The organism is Lentzea sp. HUAS12 (assembly GCF_024125735.1).
Lineage (GTDB): Bacteria > Actinomycetota > Actinomycetes > Mycobacteriales > Pseudonocardiaceae > Lentzea > Lentzea albida.
Window position 1 is genome coordinate 2,364,540 of record NZ_CP099738.1, and the last position, 23,381, is coordinate 2,387,920.

Annotated in this window: 23 protein-coding genes; 14 read left to right on the plus strand and 9 right to left on the minus strand. The window is 72.4% G+C overall.

Going from position 1 to position 23,381, the window contains the following annotated elements; genetic code table 11:
• The first annotated feature begins 119 nt into the window (after nucleotides 1–119).
• The 3 genes from ND450_RS10350 (at nucleotide 120) to ND450_RS10360 (ending at nucleotide 1,352) form a co-directional block, all read left to right on the plus strand.
• Nucleotides 120–389 carry a DUF1876 domain-containing protein gene (locus ND450_RS10350; RefSeq protein ID WP_089920459.1) on the plus strand — a complete coding sequence of 90 codons (270 nt, stop codon included), beginning with the start codon at nucleotides 120–122 and terminating at the stop codon, nucleotides 387–389.
• Between the two features lie 10 nt (nucleotides 390–399).
• On the plus strand, nucleotides 400–618 hold the full coding sequence (locus tag ND450_RS10355) for an SHOCT domain-containing protein (protein WP_245786358.1): 219 nt from the start codon (nucleotides 400–402) through the stop codon (nucleotides 616–618).
• A gap of 80 nt (nucleotides 619–698) precedes the next feature.
• Nucleotides 699–1,352 carry a response regulator transcription factor gene (locus ND450_RS10360; protein WP_253325919.1) on the plus strand — a complete coding sequence of 218 codons (654 nt, stop codon included), beginning with the start codon at nucleotides 699–701 and terminating at the stop codon, nucleotides 1,350–1,352.
• Between the two features lie 13 nt (nucleotides 1,353–1,365).
• Here ND450_RS10360 and ND450_RS10365 read toward each other — a convergent pair whose 3' ends face one another.
• Nucleotides 1,366–3,045 (minus strand): GAF domain-containing protein, encoded by a 1,680-nt coding sequence (locus ND450_RS10365; protein ID WP_253325920.1) that lies wholly within the window; start codon nucleotides 3,043–3,045, stop codon nucleotides 1,366–1,368.
• A 135-nt stretch (nucleotides 3,046–3,180) separates the two neighbouring features.
• Here ND450_RS10365 and ND450_RS10370 point away from each other — a divergent pair, with 135 nt between their 5' ends.
• The gene (locus tag ND450_RS10370; protein ID WP_253325921.1) at nucleotides 3,181–4,185 is read left to right on the plus strand and encodes a nitroreductase family protein; all 1,005 of its coding nucleotides are present in this window, start codon (nucleotides 3,181–3,183) and stop codon (nucleotides 4,183–4,185) included.
• Between the two features lie 5 nt (nucleotides 4,186–4,190).
• On the opposite strand, the gene ND450_RS10375 is transcribed toward ND450_RS10370, so the two are convergent.
• Nucleotides 4,191–5,564: an MBL fold metallo-hydrolase RNA specificity domain-containing protein gene (locus ND450_RS10375; RefSeq protein WP_253325922.1), complete on the minus strand. Its 1,374-nt coding sequence runs from the start codon at nucleotides 5,562–5,564 to the stop codon at nucleotides 4,191–4,193.
• A gap of 152 nt (nucleotides 5,565–5,716) precedes the next feature.
• Between ND450_RS10375 and ND450_RS10380 the strand changes: the two genes are divergently transcribed.
• The 4 genes from ND450_RS10380 to ND450_RS10395 are packed head-to-tail and all read left to right on the plus strand — an operon-like array spanning nucleotide 5,717 to nucleotide 8,627.
• Nucleotides 5,717–6,409 (plus strand): universal stress protein, encoded by a 693-nt coding sequence (locus ND450_RS10380; RefSeq protein ID WP_253325923.1) that lies wholly within the window; start codon nucleotides 5,717–5,719, stop codon nucleotides 6,407–6,409.
• On the plus strand, nucleotides 6,357–6,950 hold the full coding sequence (locus tag ND450_RS10385) for a hypothetical protein (protein ID WP_253325924.1): 594 nt from the start codon (nucleotides 6,357–6,359) through the stop codon (nucleotides 6,948–6,950). The genes ND450_RS10380 and ND450_RS10385 overlap by 53 nt, the downstream gene beginning before the upstream one ends.
• Nucleotides 6,947–7,837, plus strand: coding sequence for an ABC transporter ATP-binding protein (locus tag ND450_RS10390; RefSeq protein WP_253325925.1), 891 nt, complete (start codon nucleotides 6,947–6,949; stop codon nucleotides 7,835–7,837). The genes ND450_RS10385 and ND450_RS10390 overlap by 4 nt, the downstream gene beginning before the upstream one ends.
• Nucleotides 7,827–8,627, plus strand: coding sequence for an ABC transporter permease subunit (locus ND450_RS10395; protein ID WP_253325926.1), 801 nt, complete (start codon nucleotides 7,827–7,829; stop codon nucleotides 8,625–8,627). Before ND450_RS10390 ends, ND450_RS10395 begins: the two co-directional genes overlap by 11 nt.
• 63 nt (nucleotides 8,628–8,690) lie before the next feature.
• On the opposite strand, the gene ND450_RS10400 is transcribed toward ND450_RS10395, so the two are convergent.
• The 6 genes from ND450_RS10400 to ND450_RS10425 form a co-directional block, all read right to left on the minus strand.
• Entirely contained in the window at nucleotides 8,691–8,942 is a 252-nt protein-coding gene (locus tag ND450_RS10400) for a phosphopantetheine-binding protein (protein WP_253325927.1), read from the minus strand.
• Complete coding sequence (locus ND450_RS10405; protein WP_253325928.1) at nucleotides 8,939–10,474, minus strand: dihydrolipoamide acetyltransferase family protein; 1,536 nt, start codon at nucleotides 10,472–10,474, stop codon at nucleotides 8,939–8,941. The genes ND450_RS10400 and ND450_RS10405 overlap by 4 nt, the downstream gene beginning before the upstream one ends.
• The gene (locus ND450_RS10410; protein WP_256557481.1) at nucleotides 10,467–11,444 is read right to left on the minus strand and encodes an alpha-ketoacid dehydrogenase subunit beta; all 978 of its coding nucleotides are present in this window, start codon (nucleotides 11,442–11,444) and stop codon (nucleotides 10,467–10,469) included. The genes ND450_RS10405 and ND450_RS10410 overlap by 8 nt, the downstream gene beginning before the upstream one ends.
• Nucleotides 11,441–12,394, minus strand: a complete 954-nt coding sequence (gene pdhA, locus ND450_RS10415; protein WP_253325929.1) for a pyruvate dehydrogenase (acetyl-transferring) E1 component subunit alpha — start codon at nucleotides 12,392–12,394, stop codon at nucleotides 11,441–11,443. The genes ND450_RS10410 and pdhA overlap by 4 nt, the downstream gene beginning before the upstream one ends.
• Nucleotides 12,391–14,133 carry an acetate--CoA ligase gene (acsA, locus tag ND450_RS10420; RefSeq protein WP_253325930.1) on the minus strand — a complete coding sequence of 581 codons (1,743 nt, stop codon included), beginning with the start codon at nucleotides 14,131–14,133 and terminating at the stop codon, nucleotides 12,391–12,393. The genes pdhA and acsA overlap by 4 nt, the downstream gene beginning before the upstream one ends.
• 154 nt (nucleotides 14,134–14,287) lie before the next feature.
• On the minus strand, nucleotides 14,288–16,864 hold the full coding sequence (locus tag ND450_RS10425; RefSeq protein WP_253325931.1) for a cation-transporting P-type ATPase: 2,577 nt from the start codon (nucleotides 16,862–16,864) through the stop codon (nucleotides 14,288–14,290).
• A gap of 107 nt (nucleotides 16,865–16,971) precedes the next feature.
• Between ND450_RS10425 and ND450_RS10430 the strand changes: the two genes are divergently transcribed.
• The 5 genes from ND450_RS10430 (at nucleotide 16,972) to hypE (ending at nucleotide 22,053) form a co-directional block, all read left to right on the plus strand.
• Nucleotides 16,972–17,397: a hypothetical protein gene (locus ND450_RS10430; protein WP_253325932.1), complete on the plus strand. Its 426-nt coding sequence runs from the start codon at nucleotides 16,972–16,974 to the stop codon at nucleotides 17,395–17,397.
• A gap of 102 nt (nucleotides 17,398–17,499) precedes the next feature.
• The gene (gene hypF / locus ND450_RS10435; protein ID WP_253325933.1) at nucleotides 17,500–19,692 is read left to right on the plus strand and encodes a carbamoyltransferase HypF; all 2,193 of its coding nucleotides are present in this window, start codon (nucleotides 17,500–17,502) and stop codon (nucleotides 19,690–19,692) included.
• A complete protein-coding gene (locus tag ND450_RS10440; RefSeq protein ID WP_089920428.1) occupies nucleotides 19,692–19,937 on the plus strand; it encodes a HypC/HybG/HupF family hydrogenase formation chaperone in 246 nt (81 codons plus the stop codon). Before hypF ends, ND450_RS10440 begins: the two co-directional genes overlap by 1 nt.
• The gene (gene hypD / locus ND450_RS10445; RefSeq protein ID WP_253325935.1) at nucleotides 19,934–21,031 is read left to right on the plus strand and encodes a hydrogenase formation protein HypD; all 1,098 of its coding nucleotides are present in this window, start codon (nucleotides 19,934–19,936) and stop codon (nucleotides 21,029–21,031) included. The genes ND450_RS10440 and hypD overlap by 4 nt, the downstream gene beginning before the upstream one ends.
• A 14-nt stretch (nucleotides 21,032–21,045) precedes the next feature.
• The gene (hypE, locus tag ND450_RS10450) at nucleotides 21,046–22,053 is read left to right on the plus strand and encodes a hydrogenase expression/formation protein HypE (protein ID WP_253325936.1); all 1,008 of its coding nucleotides are present in this window, start codon (nucleotides 21,046–21,048) and stop codon (nucleotides 22,051–22,053) included.
• Nucleotides 22,054–22,077: 24 nt separating this feature from the next.
• On the opposite strand, the gene ND450_RS10455 is transcribed toward hypE, so the two are convergent.
• Nucleotides 22,078–22,488: an Hsp20/alpha crystallin family protein gene (locus tag ND450_RS10455; protein WP_253325937.1), complete on the minus strand. Its 411-nt coding sequence runs from the start codon at nucleotides 22,486–22,488 to the stop codon at nucleotides 22,078–22,080.
• 152 nt (nucleotides 22,489–22,640) lie between these two features.
• Between ND450_RS10455 and ND450_RS10460 the strand changes: the two genes are divergently transcribed.
• Nucleotides 22,641–23,354 carry a hypothetical protein gene (locus ND450_RS10460; protein WP_253325938.1) on the plus strand — a complete coding sequence of 238 codons (714 nt, stop codon included), beginning with the start codon at nucleotides 22,641–22,643 and terminating at the stop codon, nucleotides 23,352–23,354.
• The last annotated feature ends 27 nt before the right edge of the window (nucleotides 23,355–23,381 follow it).

Here is a 23,381-nt window from a genome sequence, read left to right on the forward strand (position 1 = left end):
GATCCGGCCGTCGGCGGCCCGCCGGACAGGGCGGAGGGGCTCGCCCGGTACGGGTAGTTCGACTCTGCGAACACCCACGAGCGCCGTTCCACGCTGGAGCCCCCGGACGAGGAGGCTCCATGAGCACCGCCAAGAAGTGGTCGGTCGAGATCCGCATCGACGAGCACGAGTCGCGGACGCGGGCGGAGGCGCGCCTGCACACCGCGGACAGGACCCACCTGGTGGGGTTCGGCCAGGCCCGGCTGAACCCCGCCGACCGCGACGTCCCGGAGATCGGGGACGAGCTCGCCGTGTCACGGGCACTCGCCGATCTGGCCCACCAGTTGCTCGACGCGGCCGCCGGCGACATCGAGGGCGTCACCCACGCGGCCGCCCGACTGACGGAGTGAGGAGCACGTGATGTACTACGGCACCCCGATGGGCTGGGGAGGATTCGTCGTGATGATGCTGGGCATGGTCCTCTTCTGGAGCGTGCTGCTCACGGTCGTCGTGCTCCTGGTCCGCCGCCGCGACGACCACGGCGGTTCCGCTCTGCGCATCCTCGAGGACAGGCTCGCCAGGGGCGAGATCGACGCCGAGGAGTTCGAGCGGGTCCGCAAGACGTTGCGCTCCCGTTGATCAGAGTCTTTGGTCCCTGTGCCTGGTCACCGCGGTGGAGGATCGTTCGATTCGACGTCGTCGAGCGAGAGGTGGTAGCGGTGGTCGCGCGAGTCTTCCTGGTGGACGATCACGAGGTGGTCCGCGTCGGGATCAGGGAACTGCTCAGCGCCTCGGAGGACCTGGAGGTCGTCGGCGAGGCCGCCTCGGTCACCGAGGCGCTCACGAGGGTGCCCGCGGTGGCGCCTGACGTCGCCGTCCTCGACGTCAGGCTGCCCGACGGCAACGGCATCGAGCTGTGCCGGGAGCTGATGTCCCGCCTGCCCGACCTCCGGTGCCTGATGCTGACGTCGTTCACCGACGACGAGGCGTTGTTCGACGCGATCATGGCGGGCGCGTCCGGGTTCGTCCTCAAGCGGATCGTCGGCACCGACCTCACGCACGCGGTGAAGACGGTGGCCGCCGGGCAGTCCCTGCTGGACGCGCGGTCGACGTCGGCGCTGCTGAACCGGATCCGGCGCGAACGCGAGAACGGCGATCCGGTGCGCATGCTCACCGAGCAGGAGCGCACGGTGCTCGACCTGATCGGCGAGGGTCTCACCAACAAGCAGATCGCGGACAAGATGTTCCTCGCCGAGAAAACGGTGAAGAACTACGTGTCACACCTGCTCGCCAAGCTCGGGCTGGAACGCCGCACCCAGGCCGCCGTGCTCGCCTCGAAGCTCGTCAAACCGGCGCCGCTCGAAGAGGGCTGAGCGCAGGCCCCGCTCACTCCAGCGGAACCTGCCAGGTCACCCTCGCACCGCCACCGGGTTCGTTCGCCGCGGTGCAGGAACCGCCGTACCCGGCAGCCCGCTGTTCGAGGTTGAGCAGGCCGCTGCGCGCCACCGAGGGCGGCAGGCCGACGCCGTTGTCGACCATGCTGATGACCAGCGCATCGCCCGCCTCGACGGTGAGGGTGAGCTCGGTCGCCCGCGAATGCCGCAGGGCGTTGCTCACCAGTTCCCTGACCACGGCTTCCGCGTGCTCGCCGATGTGGTCGGGCACCAGGTTGTCGATGGTGCCGCTCATCCGCACGGCGGGAGTGACCGCCGCGCCCTCCGTCAGCTCGGCGACGATGTCGAGCAACCGGCGCCGCAACCCCGCGTCGTCGTCGGCCGCCTGCAGGTCGAAGATCGACGTGCGGATCTCCAGCACCGTCTGGTCGAGCTGGTTCACCGCCTTCTGGACGCGGCGCTTGGCCTCCGGGTGGTTCACCCAGGCGAGCGCCCCCTGCAGGCTCATCCCCGTCGCGAACAGCCGCTGGATCACGTGGTCGTGCAGGTCGCGGGCGATGCGGTCGCGGTCCTCCAGCACGTCCACCAACCGCCTGGCCCTCTGGTTCTCCGCGAACTCCAGCGCCACCACGGCCTGGTCGGCCAGCGAGGCCAGCAGGGGCACGAGGTCGGCCCCGAACGGCACCACGCCCTTCTCCCGCGCGGTCACCAGCAGCCCCGTCACCGCGGTGCCCGCGCGCAGCGGCAGCACGACGCAGGCGCCGAGTTCGGTGCCGTTCTCGCCGAACAACCCCTCCAGGTCCTCGACCAGCATCGGTGCTCCCGACTCCAGCACCTCGTGCAGAACGGTGCCCGCGGGGTCGATCGTTCCCTCGACCAGCGGCATTCCCGCCTGGGCCGCCGGGTGGATCGCCTGACCCGCCCCGTCGGTGAGCAGGACCGCCACGCTCGTGGCCGACGCCAGCTCGAGCGACCTGTGCACGATCAGCTGGAGCGCGTCCTCGGCGGAGGCGCCGCCCAGCAGCTGGGAGTTGATCTCCGCGGTGGCCTCCAGCCACCGCTCGCGCAGACGGGACCGCTCGAACAGCCGGGCGTTCTCGATCGCCACGCCGGCGGCGGCCGCCAGTGCCTCCAGCACCACCTCGTCGTCCGGCGTGAAGTCGGCGCCGTCGGACTTCTCCGTCATGTAGAGGTTGCCGAAGATCTCGTCGCGGACCCGCACCGGGACACCGAGGAAGCTGTGCATCGGCGGGTGGTTCGGCGGGAAGCCGACCGAGGACGGGTGCTCGCTCAGGTCGTGCAGGCGGATCACGCGCGGATCCTTGATCAGCAGGCCGAGCAGTCCCTTGCCCTCCGGCAGGTGGCCCATGTGCGCCCGCGTCTCGGGGTCGATGCCGACGTAGACGAACTGCGAGAGGTTGTCCCGGTGCCCCAGGACGCCCAGCGCGCCGTACCGGGCCCCCACGAGCTCCACCGCGGCCTGGACGATGCGTTGCAGGGTCGAGTCGAGCTCGAGACCGGCACCGACCGCCAGAACGGCGTCGAGCAGGCCCTGCATCTTGTCCCGGGTGGACCCGATCTCGGCCAGGCGCTCGCGCATCTCGTCGAGCAGGTCGTCCAGTCTCAGCCCGCCCAGGAGACTGCGCGACCGGCTCTCAGCTGAACCCGTCATGAACCGACCTTGGCACGTCGGTCCCACCAGGCCAAGCAGTCCCGGTCAGATCGGGACCTTCGGCGCTGGGGCGCATGCCACACGCGGGTGAAAGTGGGAGATCACACTCTGCAAACTGGCCGACGAGGTGGCGGGATGGTCGAGATGATCGCGGCGTTGGGGCTCACACCGGAGCAGGTGGAGGCCGTGCTCAGGTCCGCGTCGCTCGCCCCGTCCGTCCACAACAGCCAGCCGTGGCGGTTCCTGGTGCGCCCCGACCGCATCGAGCTCCACCCCGACAGGGACTACCGGCTCTCGGCCATCGACCCCGACGGCCACGAACTGCGGCTCGCCTGCGGCGCCGCGCTGTTCAACCTGCGCGTCGCACTGCAGGCCTTCGGTGTCCGCCCGCTGGTCACGGTCCTGCCCGGCAAGGACGCGCCCGACGCGCTCGCCACCGTCCGCCGGGGCGGTGTGTTCACGCCCGACGACGAGACGCGGACCCTGCTCAGGGCCATTCCCGCACGCCGCACCAACAGGCGGCCCTTCTTCGAGTCCGGTGTGGACGCACGGCACCGGTACGCGCTGGTGCGGGCCGCCGAACTGGAGCGGTCCTGGTTGCACGTCGTCGGTTCCCCCGACGACATCGCCCGGCTGAAGAAGCTCGTGCGCAAGGCACACCAGATCCAGCAGGAGGACCCCGGCCTCATGGCCGAGCTCGCGGCCGTCACCGGTCACCGCCCCGGCGCCACCGACGGCATCCCGCCCGCCTCCGCCGGCTTCAGCCCGGAGGCGCAGGACGAGTGGGCGTTCCGGGACTTCCACCCCGGGCAGAACCACGAACGCCCACGGGGCAAGGACTACGAGTCCAACCCCCTCGTCGCCGTCGTGTGCTCCCACTACACCGGCGCGCTCGGCGAACTCCAGGCCGGTCAGGCGATGGAACGGGTGCTGCTCACGGCGACGACGCTCGGCCTGTCCGCGTCGTTCATGTCCCAGCCGATCGAGGTCGCGCCCGTGCGCGACGAACTGCGGCGGGAACTGGGCGGCACGCTCGTGCCCCAGACCGTGCTGCGAATCGGGTTCGGCAGCCCGGTCCCCGCCACGCCGCGCCGGGCGGTGGCCGAACTGCTGCTGGAGCCCACGAACACGGCGAACTGAGCGGGTCAGACCACAACCCGCTCACCGTCCCTCGGCACCACGGCGGTCCACCCGTGCTTGATCGCCAGCCGGTTCGCCAAGGTGGCCGCACTCTCCGGCTCGCCGTGCACGACGTAGGTCGTCGCCGGCGCCGGACCGCTCGTCGCCCACGCCAGCAGTTCGTCCGCGTCGGCGTGGGCGCTGAACGCGTCGAGCACCTGCACCTCGGCCTTCACCGGCACGTACCGGCCGTGGATCTTGATCTCGCGGGCGCCGTCGACGAGCGAGCGCGCCCGCGTGCCGACCGCCGCGTAGCCGACGACCAGGACGGTGTGCCGGGGGTTCGGGAGCATGTGCTTCAGGTGGTGCAGCACCCGGCCACCCGTGGCCATGCCGGAGGCGGAGATGATGATCGACGGCTCCTTCGGGTCGTTGGCCCGCATCGACTGCGCGGCCGTGTGCAGCTCCGCCAGCCTGCCGGGGTCGAAGGCGTCCTCGCCGTCGCCCAGTTCCGGCCGGATCTCGGGCCAGCACTTCGCGACCGCCTGCCGGTAGACGCGCAACGACGCCAGTGCCATCGGACTGTCCACGAACACCGGCAGGTCCGGGATCTCCCCCGCCCGCACCAGCCTCGCCAGCTCGACCAGGACCACCTCGGTGCGGTCCACCGCGAAGGAGGGGACGAGCAGGCTGCCACCCCGTGCGGCCGTGCGGCGGATCGTCTCCGCGAACAGCGCGGTCGCCGCGGCGTCGTCGTGCGGCCGGTCGCCGTAGGTCGACTCGATCAGCAACGCGTCGCAGGCGGGGCGCGGCTGTGGTGGCAGCAGCACGCGGTGCGCGGGCCTGCCGAGGTCACCGCTCACGACCACACTGCGGTCGCCCGTCGTGAGGTGCGCCCACGCCGACCCGAGGATGTGGCCCGCACGGCCGAACTCCAGGTCCACCCCGCTCACGACGGACCGCGTGGAGCCGAAGTCGATCGGGCGGAACAGCTTGGTCGCGCGTTCGGCGTCGGCGGCGTCGTAGAGGGGCAGGGCGGGCTGGTGCTTGGACCAGCCCGACTCGGTGGCCTGCCGCGCCTCCTCCACCATCAGGTGGGCGCTGTCGGCCAGCACGATGCCGGCGAGGTCCGCGGTGCCCTCAGTCGTGAACACCGGTCCGTGCCACCCGTTGCGCACCAGCACCGGCAGGTATCCGCAGTGGTCGAGGTGGGCGTGGGTGAGCACGACGGCGTCGAGCCGGTCCAGGTCCAGCGGTGGTCGCTGCCAGTTCCGCCGGCGCAACGGCGCCAGGCCCTGGAACAGACCGCAGTCCACCAGGACCTGGGACCCGCCGGTGTCGAACAGGAACTTGCTGCCGGTGACCGTGCCGGTGCCGCCGAGGAACGTCAGCGTGCTCATGGTCGTGCCCTTCTGTGATGGGGAACCACACGGTGCTGCCTCACCGGTCACGCCCACAGCGGCTCCGGGCCCCGCGCGGGGAGGACCTTCGTCCTGCGCGGTGTGCCCCCTTCGCACTGGGAACGGGAGCGGTGCCGGACCACCGTGGAGAGATGGAACCTGTTGTCGTGATCGCAGACGGCTCTCCCCGGATCGACGACGTCGTGCGCTGGGCCACCGCCCACGCCGCGCTCGTCGAGGCGGAAGTGGAGGTGCACGGTCCCGGGGACGACTTCCAGGCCCAGCTCGTCGTGCTGGGCCACCGGGGGCGGTCCGGCTCGGCACTGGGACTGGGCGGTCACGTCCTGCCCGTCGTGTGCGGTGTGGACTGCGACGCCGTGGTGGTGCGCGGTACGCAGGCCGCCCGGCGCGGACTGCACGGCCGCGTCACCGCGCTCGTCAGCGGTGGCCCCGACGACGCCGCCGTCCTCGCCCGCGCCGCGGACTTCGCGAGCGTCCACCACGCCGCGCTCCGGGTGCTGCACGCCGCGCCGCTGCCGCTGCTGCGCGACGACCTCGACGAGGACCACAGCTGGGTCCTGGAGCGGTCCACCGCCCTGCTCGCCGGACGTCCCCACACCGCCGTGCTGGTGCGCCGCCACCCGCACGAGGCGATCAGCCGCTGCTCCGACTCGGACCTGATCGTCGTGGGCCCCGGCGAGACCCGCACCTGCGGCGCCGTGACCAGGGCCGCTCTGCACCACGCGCCCTGCCCGGTGCTCGTGGTGCACCGATCCGTCCAGGAGGAACACCGTGTCGTCCCCACCCTCCCCGCTCCTCGCCGACCGGTTCGCGCCCAGGTCTGACTTCGGCCGCCTGGACCACCTGGTGGTCGAGGCCGACCCCGCGTCGACGTACAAGGCGCTGCACTCGCTCGACCTGACCGACCTGCACGGCTTCCTCGTGAACGCCGCCATGGGGCTGCGCGCGCTGCCCGAGAGGTGGCGGGAGGACCGGCCGCCCCGGCAGCGCACGCGGCTGACGCTCCAGGACCTCGACGCGGGCACCGACTGGGTCGTGCTCGGGGAGGACCCCGGGCACGAGATCGCGTTCGGTGCCGTCGGCCAGTTCTGGCGCCCGGTCGTCAAGTGGGCGCACGTCGAGGCGCGCGACTTCGCGGACTTCGCCGAACCCGGCTACGCCAAGGTCGTCTGCTCCCTCTCCACCTCCGCCTACGGCCAGCGCCGCACGCTGGTGACCGCGGAGGTGCGGGTGGTGCTGACCGATCCGCGCGCCTGGCTGAGTTTCCGCCGCTACTGGCGGATCAGCACCCCCTTCGTGGGCGTGATCAGCCGTGCGGTCCTGCGCACCGTCCGGCGTTCCGCGGAAGCGGGAGGTGTGCGATGAACGTCATCAGCACACAGCGCCTCTGCAAGTCCTACGGGAGAACGGAAGCGCTGCGGGACCTCGACCTCGAGGTGCGGCCCGGCGAGGTGTACGGGCTGCTCGGGCCGAACGGCGCGGGCAAGACGACCACGTTGCGCCTGCTGGTCGACGTGATCAGGCCGACGCGGGGCAGCATCGCCCTCTTCGGTTCGCCCATGTCCCCGCGGTTGCGCGGCCGCATCGGGTACCTGCCGGGCGACCTCGTGCTGTACGACCGCCTGACCGGTGCGGAGTACCTGGGTTTCTGCGGCGCGCTGCGGGACAGGCCCGATCCCGGCGAGGCGAAGCGGCTGGCCAAGCGCCTCGACCTCGACCTCGACCGCCGGACGGACGAGCTCTCCAAGGGCAACCGGCAGAAGCTCGGCATCGTGCAGGCGTTCGGCCACCGTCCCGACCTGGCGATCCTCGACGAGCCCACCAGCGGGCTGGACCCGTTGGCACAGCGGGAGTTCCACACCTACCTGCGCGAGTACGTCGACGGCGGCGGCACGGTGCTGTTCTCCTCGCACGTGCTGTCCGAGGTCGAGCACGTGGCGGACCGGGTCGGCATCCTGCTCGACGGCAGGCTGGTCGTGGAGGACGCCGTGGCGTCGTTGAAGGCGAACGCGGTGCGGGAGCTCACCTTCGCCTTCGCCGAGGAGGTGGCGGCCGCGACCTTCAGCGGTGTTCCGGGGGTGCGGGACGCGGTCCAGGTGAGCGGCACCGAGGTCCGCTGCCGGGTGAGCGGCGCCGTCGGCGAACTGGTGCGCACCGCGGCCCGGTTCCCGCTGGTGAACGTCACGAGCCACGAACCCGACCTCGAGGACATCTTCGTCCACTACACCGAGGGGCTCTCCGATGTCCGCTGAACTGGTGACGAAGTCGTTGCGCGACAACCGGGGCAGCACGGTCGGCTGGGGCATCGCCCTGGTGGCGAGCGTGCTGTTGCAGCTCGCCGTCTACCCCGCGGTGCGCGACGCGGCCGGCGACTTCGAGAAGCTGCTCGACTCGTACCCCGAGGCGTTCAAGGCCCTGTTCAACGTCGAGCAGTCGCTCGCCAGCGGTGTCGGTTACCTGCAGGGCGAGGTGTTCGGTTTCCTGGCGCCCCTGGTCCTGCTGGGCGTCGCGATCGGCCAGGCCGCCAGGGCGACCGCCGGCGAGGAGAAAGCCCACACGATGGACCTTTTGCTGGCGAACCCGATCTCCCGCACCCGCCTGGTGCTGGACAAGGGGGTCGCGGTGCTGGGCTCGCTCACGGCCGTCACCGTCGCGTTCGCTGTCGTGCTGCTGGTGGGCGACTCGGTGGCGGGGCTGGGGGTCCCCTGGCCGCACCTGGTCTTCGCGGTGCTGGCGAGTGCCGTGGTGGCGCTGCCGTTCGGCGCACTGGCACTGCTGCTCGGCGCGCTCACCGGCAGGCCGGGCCTGGCCGTGGCCGTGCCCGTCGGCCTGGGGCTGCTGACGTACCTGCTCGACGCCCTGTCCCCGCTGGCCGGGGGACTGCGGTCCTGGCGGGTGCTGTCCCCCTTCCACCACGCCGCGGTGAACGACGCGCTGACCGGCGATCCGAACTGGCTGGGCCTCGCCGGCCTGGTCGTGCTCACCGGCTGCCTCGTGGCGGGCGCGGCGGCCGCGTTCGAGCGCCGTGACATCAGGAGCTGACGCCGTCCCGAACCACGGCAGGGTGGGCGTTCCGCGGAACGCCCACCCTGCCGTGGTTCACGTTCAGCGGTGTGTCCGGGCACGTGTCAGCAAGTCCACTCCGGCCGCCAGCGTGGTGAGCCGGCGCTGGTCGTCCTCGGTCACCGCCAGGCCGCTGCGCCTGGCCAGTTCCGCCGTGTAGGCCTGGAAGTCGATCGAGTCGAGGTCGAGCTCCTCGCGCAGGTCCGCGTCCGGATCCACCTCGTCCAGCACCACGTCGGGCGCGACGCTCACCAGAGCGGCCCGGATCATCTCGCGAGCTTCGTCGGGTGTCATGACTCCTCCTGTGCGGTCAGCAGTCTCTCCACGATCTCCAGGAAGCGGGCGCCGGTGCGCCCGTCGGTCGCCCGGTGGTCGGCCGACAGCGTCACGGTGACCACCGGGCGCACGCCGAGCAGGCCGCCGACCGCCCACGGGCGCTCCACCACCTTGCCGACGCCGACGAGGGCGACCTGGGGCGGGTGGATCACGCCGAACACGGACTCGACGCCCCTGTCCCCGAGGTTCGTGACCGTGATCGTGGCGCCGGTCAGCTCGCTGCCCCGCAACCGCCCGCTCCGCGCGCGGGTGACCAGGTCGCGCACGCGGTCCATCACGTCGACCGGCCCGAGGTCCGCCGCGTTCGCGATAACCGGGACGATCAGGCCGCCACCGCGCAACGACACCGCCATCCCGAGGTGCACGCCGTCCCCCGCCTCGAACCGGTCGCCGGTCCAGAAACCGTTGAGCTGCGGGACCTTCGCCGCGGCCCGCGCACACGCGCCGAGGACCAGGGCGATGGGCAGCACGTGGCGTTCGATCGGCAGGTCGCGGTTCAACGAGGTCAGGCGCGCCATCGCGGCGGACATGTCGACGGTGGTGCTCAGGTAGTAGTGCGGGATCTCCCGCTTGGAGCGGGCCATCAGCTTCGCCGTGACTCTGCGTGCGGTCGCGGCCCTGTCGGCGGCGGGTGCGACGGTCTTCCCGGTCACCACCGGGGCGGGCCTCGCGGCACGGACGTCAGCCGCCCGCACGACGCCGCCGGAGCCGGACCCGGACAGCGAGGACAGGTCGACACCGAGCTCCCCGGCGAGCCGCCGGGCGTAGGGCGTCACCTTCCTCCGGGCCGACGGGTGCTCGACCCGCACGGCCGGTGCCGGCGCCTTTCGCGGCCCGGCGGCGCGGTGCACGTCGGACCGCGTGATCGCACCGCTCCTGCCCGTACCGCGGACGGCCTCCAGGTCCACACCGAGTTCCGCCGCCAGCTTGCGCACGAGGGGCCCCACCACCACGGGGCGGGGTTTCGGCACCGGTGCGGGAGGTACGTGGCTCTCAACGGGTGCCGGGGGTGCGGCGGGCTTGCGCTCCTGCGCGGGTGTCGGTTCGGGCGGTGTTCCCGTGGCGGGGACAGCGGGCGCACCGGGCCGCTCCACCGCGGCCGGTGGCGCGGGCGGCGGAGTGGACGGCAGCCCCCCGGCGCGTCCACCAGGCGCCTCCTCCACCACAGTCGCGGCTGCGGACGGCGCCTCCGCGGCGGGCACCACGGGTTCCTGTGGTGCGGGCCCCGGTCGCGCGCCGTCCGCCGTCCCGATCGTCGCGAGCGGGGTGCCGACGGGCACCGTCCTGCCGGGCGGCACCAGGATCTCCTCGATCACGCCGCCGTCGAAGCACTCGACGTCGATCGCGGCCTTGGAGGTGTCCACCACCGCGACGACATCGCCTCGTGCGACGGTGTCCCCCGGTTTCACCAGCCACTCGAGCACGGTGCCCTCGTCCATGTCCGCGCCCAGCGACGGCATCCGGAACTGGCTCGGCCCGGCCTCAGCCACCGCGCACCACCTCCCGTGCCGCGGCGGCGATCGACGCCGTCTGAGGTAGCGCCGCCTCCTCCAGGTGTCTCGCGTACGGGATCGGCACCTCCGCGCTGCACACCCTGCGGACCGGTGCGTCGAGGTCGTACAGCGCCTCCTCGCCGATGCGCGCGGCGATCTCGGCGGACAGGCTGCCGCTGCGCCACCCCTCGTCCACGACCACCGCGCGGTGGGTCTTCCGCACGGAGTCGAGGACCGTGTCGGAGTCCAGTGGGCGCAGGGTGCGGAGGTCGACCACCTCCGCCTCGATGCCCCCGGCCGCGAGGTCGTCCGCGGCGGCCAGGGTCTTGGTCAGGCTGCCCCCGTACGTGATGAGAGTGACGTCCCGGCCCGGCCGGCGGACCGCGGCGCGGGTGATGTCCACCGGCCCCGCGTCGTCGGCCAGTTCGCCCGCGAGGTTGTAGAGACCGTTGTGCTCGAAGATCAGCACCGGGTCGGGGTCGCACAGCGCGGGCCACACCATGCCCCGCGCGTCCTCCAGCGTCGCGGGCGCCAGCACCCGCAGACCGGGGATGTGCGCGTACCACCCCTCCAGGCTGTGCGAGTGCTGCGCCGCCAGCTGCCGGCCGGCCCCGGTGGTCATCCTGATCACCACCGGAACCGCGAACTGGCCTCCGGACATGTGCAGCAGCGTCGCGGCGTTGTTCAGGATCTGGTCGAGCGCGAGCAGGCTGAAGTTGACGGTCATGATCTCGACGATCGGGCGCATCCCGTTGAGCGCCGCTCCGATCCCGGCGCCGACGAAGGCCGACTCGGACAGCGGGGTGTCGCGGACGCGCTCCGGCCCGAACTCCTCCAGCAACCCGAGGCTCACCGCGTAGCAGCCGCCGTAGCTGCCGACGTCCTCGCCCATCAGGAACACGCGGTCGTCACGGCGCATCGCGTCGCGGATGGCCTCGCGCAACGCCTCCCGGTAGGTGGTCTTCACGGCGTCACCTCCGAGGTGACGAACCGGGTCAGGTCGGCGACCGGTTCGACGTCGGCGGCCTCCGCGGTCGCGACGGCGAGGTCGATCTCGGCCGCCACCTCCGCCTCCAGCGCCGCGAGGTCGTCGTCGGTGAACTCGGGCCGCATCGCGTTCCTGAGCCGGTCGATCGGGTCGAGGTCACGCCAGTGCGCGACCTCCTCCTTGTCCCGGTAGCGCTCGGGGTCGTACATGGAGTGGGCGCGGAACCGGTAGGTCCGCAGTTCGAGCAGGCACGGTCCCCCGCCCGCCCGGATCTCCTCCGTCGCACGGCGGGCGGACTCCTTCACCGCCAGCACGTCCATCCCGTCCACCGACCAGGCCGCGAGCCCGTACGAGCCGGCGCGCAACGCCAGATCGGCGGCGGCGTGCTCCTTGGCGAACGCCGTGCCCATCGCGTACTGGTTGTTCTCGCAGCAGAACAGCACGGGCAGCCTCCACAACGCGGAGAGGTTCAGCACCTCGTGGAACTCGCCCTCCGCGGCCGCGCCCTCGCCGAAGAAGCACGCCACGACACGGGGTTCGCCGCGCATCAGGTGTCCCAGCGCGAGTCCCGCGGCGATCGGCAGACCGCCACCCACGATCGCGTTGCCGCCGAAGAGCCGGTGGCTCGCGTCGAACAGGTGCATCGAGCCGCCCCGGCCGCGGCTGCACCCGGTCACCTTGCCGAACATCTCGGCCATCACCGCGTCCATCGGCACGCCGCGGGCGAGCGCGTGCCCGTGGTCGCGGTAGGTCGACACCACCGAGTCCTGCGGGTCCAGTTCGGACAGCACACCGGTGGCCACCGCCTCCTCACCCACGTACAGGTGCAGGAACCCGCGGATCTGCGCGGAGCTGTACAGCTCGGCGCACCGCTCCTCGAAGCGCCGGATGCGCACCATCTGCCGCAACAGCTCCAGCTCCTCCTTCACCGCCCCACCTCCAGCGTGGACGTGTCCCCTTCCGGAAGTCCCAGTTCCCTGGACTTCAGCAGCCTGCGCATCACCTTGCCGCTGCGCGTGTGCGGCAGGTGCTGGTCGAACGCGATCTCCTTGGGCGCCACGGCTCCCAGCCTCCGGCGCCCGAACGCGACCAGCTCGGCGCGCAGCTCCTCGGTCGGGTCGTGGCCCTCCCGCAGCGTCACGAACGCCTTCACGACCTCGCCGACAACCGGGTCGGGCTTGCCGATCACTCCCGCCTCGGCGACCGCGGGATGCTCCATGAGAGCGCTCTCCACCTCGAACGGCCCGACCAGGTGCCCGGCGGACTTGATCACGTCGTCCGCCCTGCCGACGAACCAGTAGTAGCCGTCGGGATCGCGCCGGGCCAGGTCGCCGGTGAGGTACCAGCCGTCCACGAAGGACTCGGCGTAGCGCTTGTCGTCGTGGAGGTAGCCGCGGAACATCGACGGCCAGCCCGGCCGCAGCGCGAGCTCGCCGACCGCTTCCGGATCGCCGACCTCGGTCACGCCGTCGCCGTCGCCCGTCACTATCCCGGCCTCGACACCGGGCATCGGCCGCCCCATCGAACCGGGCCGGACGTCCTCCGCCGCGTAGTTGCTGATCATGATCGCGCCGGTCTCGGTCTGCCACCAGTTGTCGTGCACCGGCAGTCCGAGCGCTTCCTGGCCCCACACCACGACTTCGGGGTTCAGCGGCTCGCCCACGCTCGCGACGAACCGCAGTGCCGACAGGTCGTAGCGCTTGGCCAGCTCCGCGCCGGAGCGCATCAGCATGCGCAGCGCGGTCGGCGCGGTGTACCAGACCGTCACGCGTTCGTCCTGCAGCACCTCGTACCAGCCGTGCGAGTCGAAGTCCGAGGCGTCCACGATGACTGTCACGCCGTGCGTGAGTGGAGCGATGATGCCGTACGACGTGCCCGTCACCCAGCCCGGATCGGCGGTGCACCAGTACACGTCGCCGGCGTGCAGGTCGAGCGCGTACGCCGCGGTGACGTGGTGTGCCAGCACGGCGCCGTGCACGTGCACCGCACCTTTCGGCTTTCCGGTGGTGCCGCTGGTGAAGTGCAGCAGCGCCATGTCGTCCGGGGACGTCGGCGGGATCGTGAACTCGTCACCGGCCCGAGCCGTCGCCTCGGCGAACGAGCGGGTGCCGGCCGGCGGGTCGTCACCGACGACCAGCACGTGTTCCAGCGCCGGCAGGGAGTCCCGCAGCTGGGCGACTCGCTTGCGGTACAACTGCGGAGTGGTGACGAGCACCCGCACGTCGCCCAGCCGCAGGCGTTCCCGCACGGGTTCCGGGCCGAACGCGGAGAACAGCGGCGCGTACACGCTCGTGTTCTTCAGAGCTCCGATCGCCGTGACGTACAGCTCGGGCACACGACCGAGCAGCGTCGCGACCCGGTCGCCCTTGCCTGCTCCGAGTTCCCGGAGCACGTTCGCGAACCTGTTGGTGGCACGGCGCAGCTCGTCGTAGGTCAGCTCGGTGGTGTGCCCGCCGCGACCGCGGCAGCGCAGCGCGACCCTGTCGCGCGACGCACCGGCGGCGTGCCGGTCCACGGCCTCGTACGCGATGTTGAGACCGCCGCCCGGCAACCCGGTGAGCTGCGAGCGCGCCTCGTCCCAGCTGAAGCCGGCGTACACGCGCTCGTAGTCCACCAGGTTCGGCTCGACCGGTCCGGTGCGACGTTTCCTGATCGGCTCCCAACCCATGCCTCCAGGCTGTGCCGACCGGGGCCTGAACAGCAGGGACGAAGGTCCCCGATGTGACCGCCGTTGGCACGCTGCCGTTGCGGGACGCGCGGACGACCGTCCCCCTGGAGAGGCCTTCGTCCCGGATCGATCCGTTCCTGCCCGGCGCGGGGTTTCAGGTCGTCGCGGATCGATCGGTCCGCGTGATACCGACCTTCCTGGCGAGGAAGGCCTTCGCGGCGGCGTCGGCCAGCAGCACGACCGGGACGGCTGCCAGCGCCAGACCCCAGCCCAGTGCCGAGGGGGCGTGTCCCCCGAGCAGTTCCGGAAGTGGTGGCAGGAAGAGGAAGACCGCGAGCACGGCCAGTTCGAACGCCACCGCCCACAGCAGCAACCTGTTGCCGCGCAACCCGACGCGGAAGCCCGACCGACTGGCGCTGCGGCACGCGTAGGCGTTCGCGAGCTGACCGAGGACGATCGCGGTGAACGCGGTGCCGGACGCCGTGGCGAGCAACGCCGCGCTCGCCGTGCCGCCGGGACTCCACCCACCCGCGACCAGCACCGCGAGGAACGCCAGCATCGACATCACCGCCTCGGCGGGACCGAGCACCAGGAACACCCGGCGCAGCAGTCCCCCGTCGATGAGCGCCCCGGTGTGCAGCCGTCCGCGCATGGTGCGCTTGGTGGGCGGCTCGGCGCCGAGTGCGAGTGCGGGCAGGAGGTCGGTGCCGATGTCCAGCGCGAGCACCTGGAGCACGCTGATGGCCAGCGGGATCGACCCGCCGGACAGCGCCCACACCACGAACGGCGTCAGCTCGGCGACGTTGTCGGTGAGGTGGTAGGTCAGGAAGCGGCGGATGTTGGCGAACGTGGCACGGCCCAGTTCGACCGCGGCGACGATCGTGCCGAAGTGGTCGTCCAGCAGCACCAGGTCGGCGGCCTCCCGGGCCACGTCGGTGCCGGAGGCGCCCATCGCGACGCCGATGTCGGCGGCGCGCAGGGCCGGACCGTCGTTGACGCCGTCCCCGGTCATGGCGACGACGTGTCCCCTGTGCTGCAGGGCCGTCGCGATCCGCAGCTTGTCCTCCGGGGTGACGCGGGCGACCACGACGCCGTCGCGGTCCAGCAGCGACCCCAGTTCGTCCTGCCCGGCGGGAAGGTCCGCGCCTTCCAGGACGAGGGCGTCGGGGCCGAGCAGGCCCACCTGCCGCGCGATGGCCCGCGCCGTGGCGGGGTGGTCCCCGGTGATCATGGCGATGCGGATGCCGGCGGACCTGCACGAGGCGATGGCGTCGGCCACGTCGTCGCGCGGCGGGTCCTGCAGGCCCACCAGACCGAGCAGTTCCAGGTCCCGTTCCGCGTGCTGCCAGGACTCCCCGTCACCCGCTCTGCCCTCCCTCCGCGCCACCGCCAGCACCCGCAGCCCGCGTTCGGCCAGGCCGGCCAGTGCCTCCTGCGCGCCCGGCGTCGCGCCGCACAGGGGCAGGACCGAGTCCGGGGCACCGGTCACGTGCACACCGTCGAGGTCCACGACGGACGAACGGCGGCGCCTCGGGTCGAACGGGAACCGCACGGCTTCCGCCGAGGGGCCGTCCACGCCCAGGCGTGCGGCGAGGACGTGCAGCGCGACCTCCATCGGATCACCGACGGGGAGCCACCGGTCGTCGTGGTGGCGCGCGTGGGCGGTGGGGGAACACCTCTTGGCGCTCGAAGCCAGTGCGCGCACCTGGTCGACCGCCTCGGCGGGGCCGTCCACGCTGCCGGTCGGTTCGTACCCGTTGCCGTGCACGGTCACCGCACCCCGGGGTGTCCACACCCGGACGACCGACATCTCGTTGCGGGTCAGGGTGCCGGTCTTGTCGGTGCAGATGAACGTGGTCGCGCCCAGCGTCTCGACCGCGTCGAGCCTGCGCACCAGCGCGTTCCTGGCCGCCATGCCCTGCGCCGCACGGGCCAGCGACAACGTGACGGTCGGCAACAGCCCTTCCGGCACGAGCGCCACCGTGACCCCGATCGCGAACAGGAACCCTTCGGCGACGGGCAGCCCGAGCAGGACCGCGACGCCGAAGAACGCGGTGCCCACGGCGACCGCGATCACCGCGACCACCACCACGACCCTGTGCAGCTGAGCCGCCAGCGGACTGCGCGGTGGCTTCGCCTCCTGGGTCAGCGCCGCGATGCCCGCGAGCGCCGTGTGCGCACCGATAGCGGTCACGAGCACCGAAGCCTCGCCCTCGGCGACGTAGGTACCAGCGTGGACCTGTTGTCCCGCAACAGGTCTCACCGGCACGCTCTCGCCGGTCAGCATCGACTCGTCGACGGCGAGTCCCGCCTCGGCCAGCACCTCGCCGTCCGCGCAGACCCGTGCGCCCGCCTCCAGCACCAACTCGTCACCGACGACCAGCTCCGCCGCGTCCACCTGCCGCAGGTGACCGTCCCGGCGCACGGTGGCCCGCAGCGGCATGAGGTCGCCGAGGCGCTGGGCGGCCCGGTCCGCGCGGTACTCCTGGGCGAACGCGAAGAGCCCGTTCAGCACGACGACCACCGCGATGGCCACCGCCAGCGCGGGCATGCCCGCGACCAGCGCCAGCACCGCCGCCACCCACAGCATCAGGGCGAAGAAGTGCACGAGCTGCTCCACCAGCAGCAACAGCGGATGCCGCCGTCGCGCGGCCGGCAATGCGTTCGGTCCGTCCCGGTGCAGCCGTCTGGCGGCTTCGGCCGACGAGAGGCCGGTTGTCGCGACAGTCATGGGGGCAGTCCAGCGAAGCCCGGGACCCGCGGACAGGGCGTGACGTCCCGGCGGACCGGGGACGATGGCCCCTGGGCCGGCGTCCGCACCGCCCCGACGCTGGAGGCATGGACACCGACAGCTACATCGCCTTCCTCGTGGTCAGCGCGCTGCTGGTGGTGATCGACGCGGTGATCATCACGATCAGCGGCCGCAAGTACCTCAGCGACGACGACCACCCCGGCGCGAGCCTGGCCGCGAGCTGGCTCACGACCACGTTGTTCACGTTGATCGTGCTCGGCCTGGTCGCGCTGATCTCCACCCTCGACCTGCCGATCGAGGGTGTGCTGCAGAAGACCGTGACCAAGCTCGGCATCGTGTTGCTGCTGCTGGCCGTCGCCCACGCCATCACGATGTCGGTGCTGACCCGCTACCGCGGCGAGGAACGCCAGGAGCACCTCGTCGACGAGCTGGCGGAGGAACGCCGGGGCCACGCCAAGAAGCCCTCGGTGACGCGTTCGATCGAGCGTGACGAACCGTATTCGGCGATGTGAGCGGCACGGTCCCGGCCCGCTCGGGACCAACGACCCTCATGACCGCCCGCCGCCGGTGCGAAGTTCGTCGGACCGGGTATCGCGGCAGGCGGGAGCGACGAGGTGAGCACGACCGAACGCATCGAGGTGCACGGCGCCGTGCAGGGCGTCGGGTTCCGGCCGCACGTCCACCGGCTGGCGACCGAACTCGGCATCAGCGGCGACGTGCGCAACGCCGGCGGACATGTCGTGATCACCGCGTGCGGGCCGGCGGAGGCGCTCGCGGAGTTCCGGCGCGCGCTGCACGACCGGGCGCCCAAGCACGCGCGGGTCGAACGCATCACCGTCACACCGGGCGGGACCACCGCGCACGACGGGTTCGCGGTGCTGGACAGCGGGTTCGAGGCCGGACCGCGCACGGTCGTGCCCGACCTGGCGACGTGCGACGCCTGCGTGGCCGAGCTGTTCGACCCCGGGGACCGGCGCTACCGGTACCCGTTCGTCAACTGCACCGACTGCGGCCCGCGCGCCACGATCGTGGCGTCGCTGCCCTACGACCGGACGCGCACGACGATGGCGGCCTTTCCGCTGTGCCCCCCGTGCGCGGCGGAGTACCGCGATCCGGCAGACCGCCGGTTCCACGCCGAGCCGGTGGCCTGCCCGGCCTGCGGACCCCGGCTGCGCTGGGGTGACGCGACCGGTGAGGAGGCGCTGGGACTGGCCGTGGCGGCGGTCCGGCGGGGTGGCGTGGTCGCGGTCAAGGGCGTCGGTGGCTACCAGCTGGTGTGCGCCGCGGCGGACGAGGACGCCGTCATCCGGCTCCGCGAGCTCAAGCACCGGCCGCGCAAACCACTGGCGGTGATGGTGCGCGACCTCGGCGAAGCACGCGAACTGTCCGATGTGGACGCCGAGGCGGCGGCCCTGCTGCGGTCCCCCGCCGCTCCGATCGTCGTGCTGCCGTCCCGCACCGGGGACCTGGACGTCGGCCTGTTCCTGCCGTACAGCCCTCTGCACCACCTGCTCCTGCACGACCTGGCGCAGCCGCTCGTGGTGACCAGCGGCAACCGGTCCGGCGAGCCCATCACCATCCTCGACGAGCACGCGCACGCGGTGCTCGGCCCCCTGGTCGACGGCGTCCTCTCGCACGACCGGCCGATCCTCGCCCGCTACGACGACTCGGTGGTGCGCGCCGGACGCATGGTGCGCAGGGCACGGGGATTCGCTCCCGAACCGGTGCCGCTGCCCGTCGCGTCGCCGGTCCCGGTGCTCGCGCTGGGCGCTCAGCTCAAGCACACCGCGGCGCTCGCCGTCGGTGATCGCGCGATCCTCGGCCCGCACACCGGTGACCTGGAGAACGCCGACACGCTCGCCGCCTTCGAGCACACCGCCGAGACCCTGTGCCGGTGGCAGGGCGTGACCCCGGAGCACTGCGCGCACGACCTGCACCCCCGCTACCTCTCGTCCCGGCACGCCCGGCGGTGGCCGCGCGACCGCCGGATTCCCGTTCAGCACCACCACGCACACGTCGCGGCGACCGCGGCGGAGCACGGCGTCCGCGGCCCGTTCGTCGGAGTCGCCTACGACGGCCTGGGGCTGGGCGACGACGGCACGCTGTGGGGCGGTGAGGTCCTGCTCGCGACCTACCGCGGGTACCGGCGGGTCGCGCGGTTCGGCCTGGTGCCGCTGCCCGGCGGCGAGGTCGCGGTCCGGCGGCCGTCCAGGATGGTGCTCGCCTACCGCCACGGCGCGGAGGACTTCGGCGGACCGTCCATTCCGGACCTCCGTCCCCCGGCGGAATCGGCGCTCGTGCGGCGCATGGTCGAACGGCGGATCAACAGCCCCCTGACGTCGAGTGCGGGCAGGTTGTTCGACGCTGCCTCCGCGTTGCTCGGCCTCTGCGACGAGAACTCGTACGAGGGCGAGGCGGCCGTCCTGCTGGAGTCCGCTGCCGCCGCGCACAGCGGGCCGGCGCTCGACTGGAAGCTGCACCGGCGCGACGGGTTGTGGGTGTACGACCCGGTGCCGACCCTGCGCGACCTGGTCACGTGCGACGACCCCACCGGCGTGGCCGCCGCGCGGTTCCACACGACGATCGCGGAGGTCACGGCGGCACTCGTGCGGGAGACGGCGGGCACCGTCCGCACGGTCTGCCTGGGCGGTGGGGTGTTCCAGAACCGCAGGCTCGTCGACGCCCTCCGCCGTGAGCTGGGCGAGTTCGCGGTGCTCGCGGGCGAACGGGTACCGGTCAACGACGGTGGGATCAGCTACGGGCAGGCCGTCGTGGCCGCTGCCCGGCTGGCGGGGAGGGACTGCTGATGTGCCTGGGGATTCCGGGACGGATCGTGACCGTGGACGACACCGAGCCGCGGTCGGGGACCGTCGACTTCGACGGGCTGCGCAGACCGGTCTGCCTGGTCTACACCCCCGAGGCGGAGGTCGGTGACCACGTGATCGTGCACGTCGGCTTCGCCATCGCGCTGGTCGACGAGGAGGAGGCGGCCAGGACGCTCGCGGTGCTCCGCGCGATGCCGGACGCGATCGAGACGGAGCTGGGACCGTGAAGCACCTGCAGGAGTACCGGGATCCCGTGCTCGCCCGCCGCCTGCTGGCGGAGCTGCGGACCACCGCCACGGCGCCGTGGACGATCATGGAGGTCTGCGGCGGCCAGACGCACACGATCGTGCGGCAGGGCATCGACCGGCTGCTGCCCGCCGGGATGCGGATGATCCACGGCCCCGGCTGCCCGGTCTGCGTGACACCGCTCGAGACCATCGACAGGGCACTCGCCATCGCCGCCCGCCCGGACGTGATCTTCACCAGCTACGGCGACATGCTCCGGGTTCCGGGGACGTCCGGTGACCTGCTGTCGCTCAAGGCCCGCGGGGCGGACGTGCGGGTCGTCTACACACCGCTCGACGCCGTCCGCACCGCCGCGGAGAACCCCGGCCGCGAGGTCGTGTTCCTGGCGGTCGGGTTCGAGACCACCGCTCCCGCCAACGCGATGGCGGTGCTGCACGCCGCGGCGACCGGCGTGACGAACTTCAGCGCGCTGGTCAGCCACGTGCTCGTGCCGCCCGCCATCACCGCTCTCATGGACGACCCGGACACGCAGGTGCAGGCGTTCCTCGCGGCCGGGCACGTCTGCGCGGTGATGGGGTGGACGGAGTACGAGCCGATCGCGCGGGCGTACGGGGTACCGGTCGTGGTGACCGGGTTCGAACCGCTGGACCTGCTCGAAGGAGTGCTGATGGCCGTGCGGCAGCTCGAACAGGGCCGGGCCGAGGTCGAGAACCAGTACGCGCGCGCCGTGCGCAGGTCCGGCAACACGGCCGCCCAGGACGCGATCCGGCGCGTCTTCCAGGTGACCGACCGGACCTGGCGCGGCATCGGTCCCATCCCCGCGAGCGGCCTCGCGCTCAGGCCCGAGTTCGCCCGTCACGACGCCGCCGTCCGGTTCGAGGTCGGCGACCTCGTGACGCGGGAGTCACCGGACTGCATCGCGGGCGACGTCCTGCGCGGCACCCGGCTGCCGACCGACTGCTCCGCCTACGGGCGCACCTGCACTCCCCGCACCCCGCTGGGCGCACCGATGGTGTCCAGCGAAGGAACCTGCGCGGCGTTCTTCAACGCCGGCCGAACCCCGGAGCACCGATGACACCCTCCTGCCCCGTGCCCCACCTGGAGACCGAGCGCGTCCTGCTCGGCCACGGCTCCGGCGGTCAGCTGATGGCCGAGCTGCTCGCCGACGTCATCACGCCGGAACTGGGTCTCACCGCACCGCTGGAGGACGCCGCGCTGATCGGCCTGAACCAGGTGTTCAGCACCGACAGCTACGTCGTCACGCCGCGGTTCTTCCCCGGCGGCGACATCGGGTCGCTCGCCGTGCACGGCACCGTGAACGACCTCGCCATGCGCGGGGCCCGCCCGCTCGCGCTCAGCCTCGCCTACATCGTCGAGGAGGGCCTGCCCCTCTCCGAGCTGCGCGACATCACGCGGTCGGCGGCGGCCGCGGCCCGCGCGGCCGGTGTCCCGATCATCACCGGCGACACCAAGGTCGTCGGCCGTGGCGCCGCCGACGGTCTGTACGTCACCACGACCGGTGTCGGGATGCGGCTGCGGGACGCACGGCCGTCCGCGGCGAGCGCCGAGCCGGGCGACGTCGTCCTCGTCTCGGGACCGGTCGGGCTGCACGGGATCGCGATCCTCAGCGCCCGCGAAGGCCTCGGCTTCGACGCCGACGTCTCCTCCGACAGCCGGCCGCTGAACGACCTGGTCGCCGCGATGATCGCGGCCGGCGGCGCGGACGTGCACGCGCTGCGCGACCCCACGCGCGGGGGGTTGGCCGGTTCGCTCAACGAGATCGCGGCCGCGTCCGGCGTGTGCGTCGAGGTGGTCGAGTCGGCCGTCCCGGTGCCCGTCCCCGTGGCGGCCGCGTGCGACCTGCTCGGTCTGGACCCGTGGCACGTGGCGAACGAGGGATGTCTGGTCGCCTTCGTGGCACCCGGCTCCGCCGATGCCGTCGTGGCGGCGATGCGGGCCCTGCCGGAGGGCGCGGGGACGACGGTCGTCGGTGAGGTGGTGGACGGCGTGGCCGGACGCGTGCTGGCCCGCACCCTCGTCGGTTCCTCGCGTGTGGTGGACGTGCTCGTGGGTGAGCAGCTGCCCCGGATCTGCTGATCCGGGGCAGCTGCTCACCCACGCTCAGTCCTGCTGAACGTCGATCTCGATCTTGCGCTCCTCCGGCGGCACCGCGACCGGCACGCGCACCTCGAGGATGCCCTTCTCGTACTTGGCGGAGATCTTCGTGGTGTCCGCGCCCGTCGGCAGCGACACGGTGCGGGTGAACGACCCGTACCGGAACTCGGAGCGGTGCTGCTCCTTCCTCGCCTCCTCGCGCTGGGCCGTGATGGTCAGCATGCCGCCCGTCGCGCTCACGTCGATGTCCTTCGCCGCGTCCAGGCCGGGCAACTCGGCGCGAACGACGTAGGCGCCCTCCTCGACGAAGTCCTCGATGTGCATCGGGTGCCGGGTGCCGAACGGCCACGTGGCGTCGAAGACCTCCCACAGGTCCGGCAGCAGAGAGCTCGCCGGACGGCGGGCCAACGTTGACATGTCGTCTCCTTTCCTCTGCGCTCCAACGATTCCAGCCCATCACTCGTCCCACCCGCGGGACAGGGACGGAAGAGCCTCGCCCGGGGGTCTTTCGTCACTGGGGACACCTCGGCGAACCGGTGACCATCAGTTCTGACTTGGAGGTGGCGGACATGGACGTCGTGCTCGACCTGCGAGGCCTCGACGCGCTCATCCGCGTGCTCGCCCAGGACGGCAGGGTCGTCGTCGGCCCGGTCCTGCGGGACGACGCGATCACCCTCGCCGAGCTCGGCTCCGCGGACGACCTGCCGAGGGGGTGGGGGGTGCAGACGGGGCCCGGCCACTACCGGGTGCGCCGGCGGGAGGACGAGGCCGTGTTCGGCCATTCCGCCGGGCCGCAGTCCTGGAAGCGGTTCCTCCATCCGCCGCGGCGCGCCCTGCTCTCCAGCGACGGCACCGGATTCCACGCCGCGCCCGAGAACCCGGTCTCCTACGCCTTCTTCGGCGTGCGCCCGTGCGACCTCGCCGCGATCGCGAAGCTGCGCCAGGTCGTCGGCGGCCCGGTGCCCTTCGTCGTCGCCGCGCAGTGCACCGAACCCGGCGAGGTGTGCTTCTGCTCGTCCACGGGTTGCGGGCCCGGCGCCGGCTCCGGGTACGACATCGCCCTGACCGAACGCGTCGACGGCGACGGCCACCGGTTCCTCGCCACGAGCGGCACGGAGGAAGGCGCCGCGGTGCTGACGCGCGTGCCGTCCCGTCCGGCGGCACGGCACGACGTCGAGCTGGCGGACCGGGACGTCGCCGCGGCGGCGGGCCGGATGGGCCGGTCCATGCCCGAGGTCGACCTGCGCGACCTGCTCGCCGCCAACCGGGACTCGGCCCACTGAGAGGCGGTCGCCGAGCGGTGCCTCACC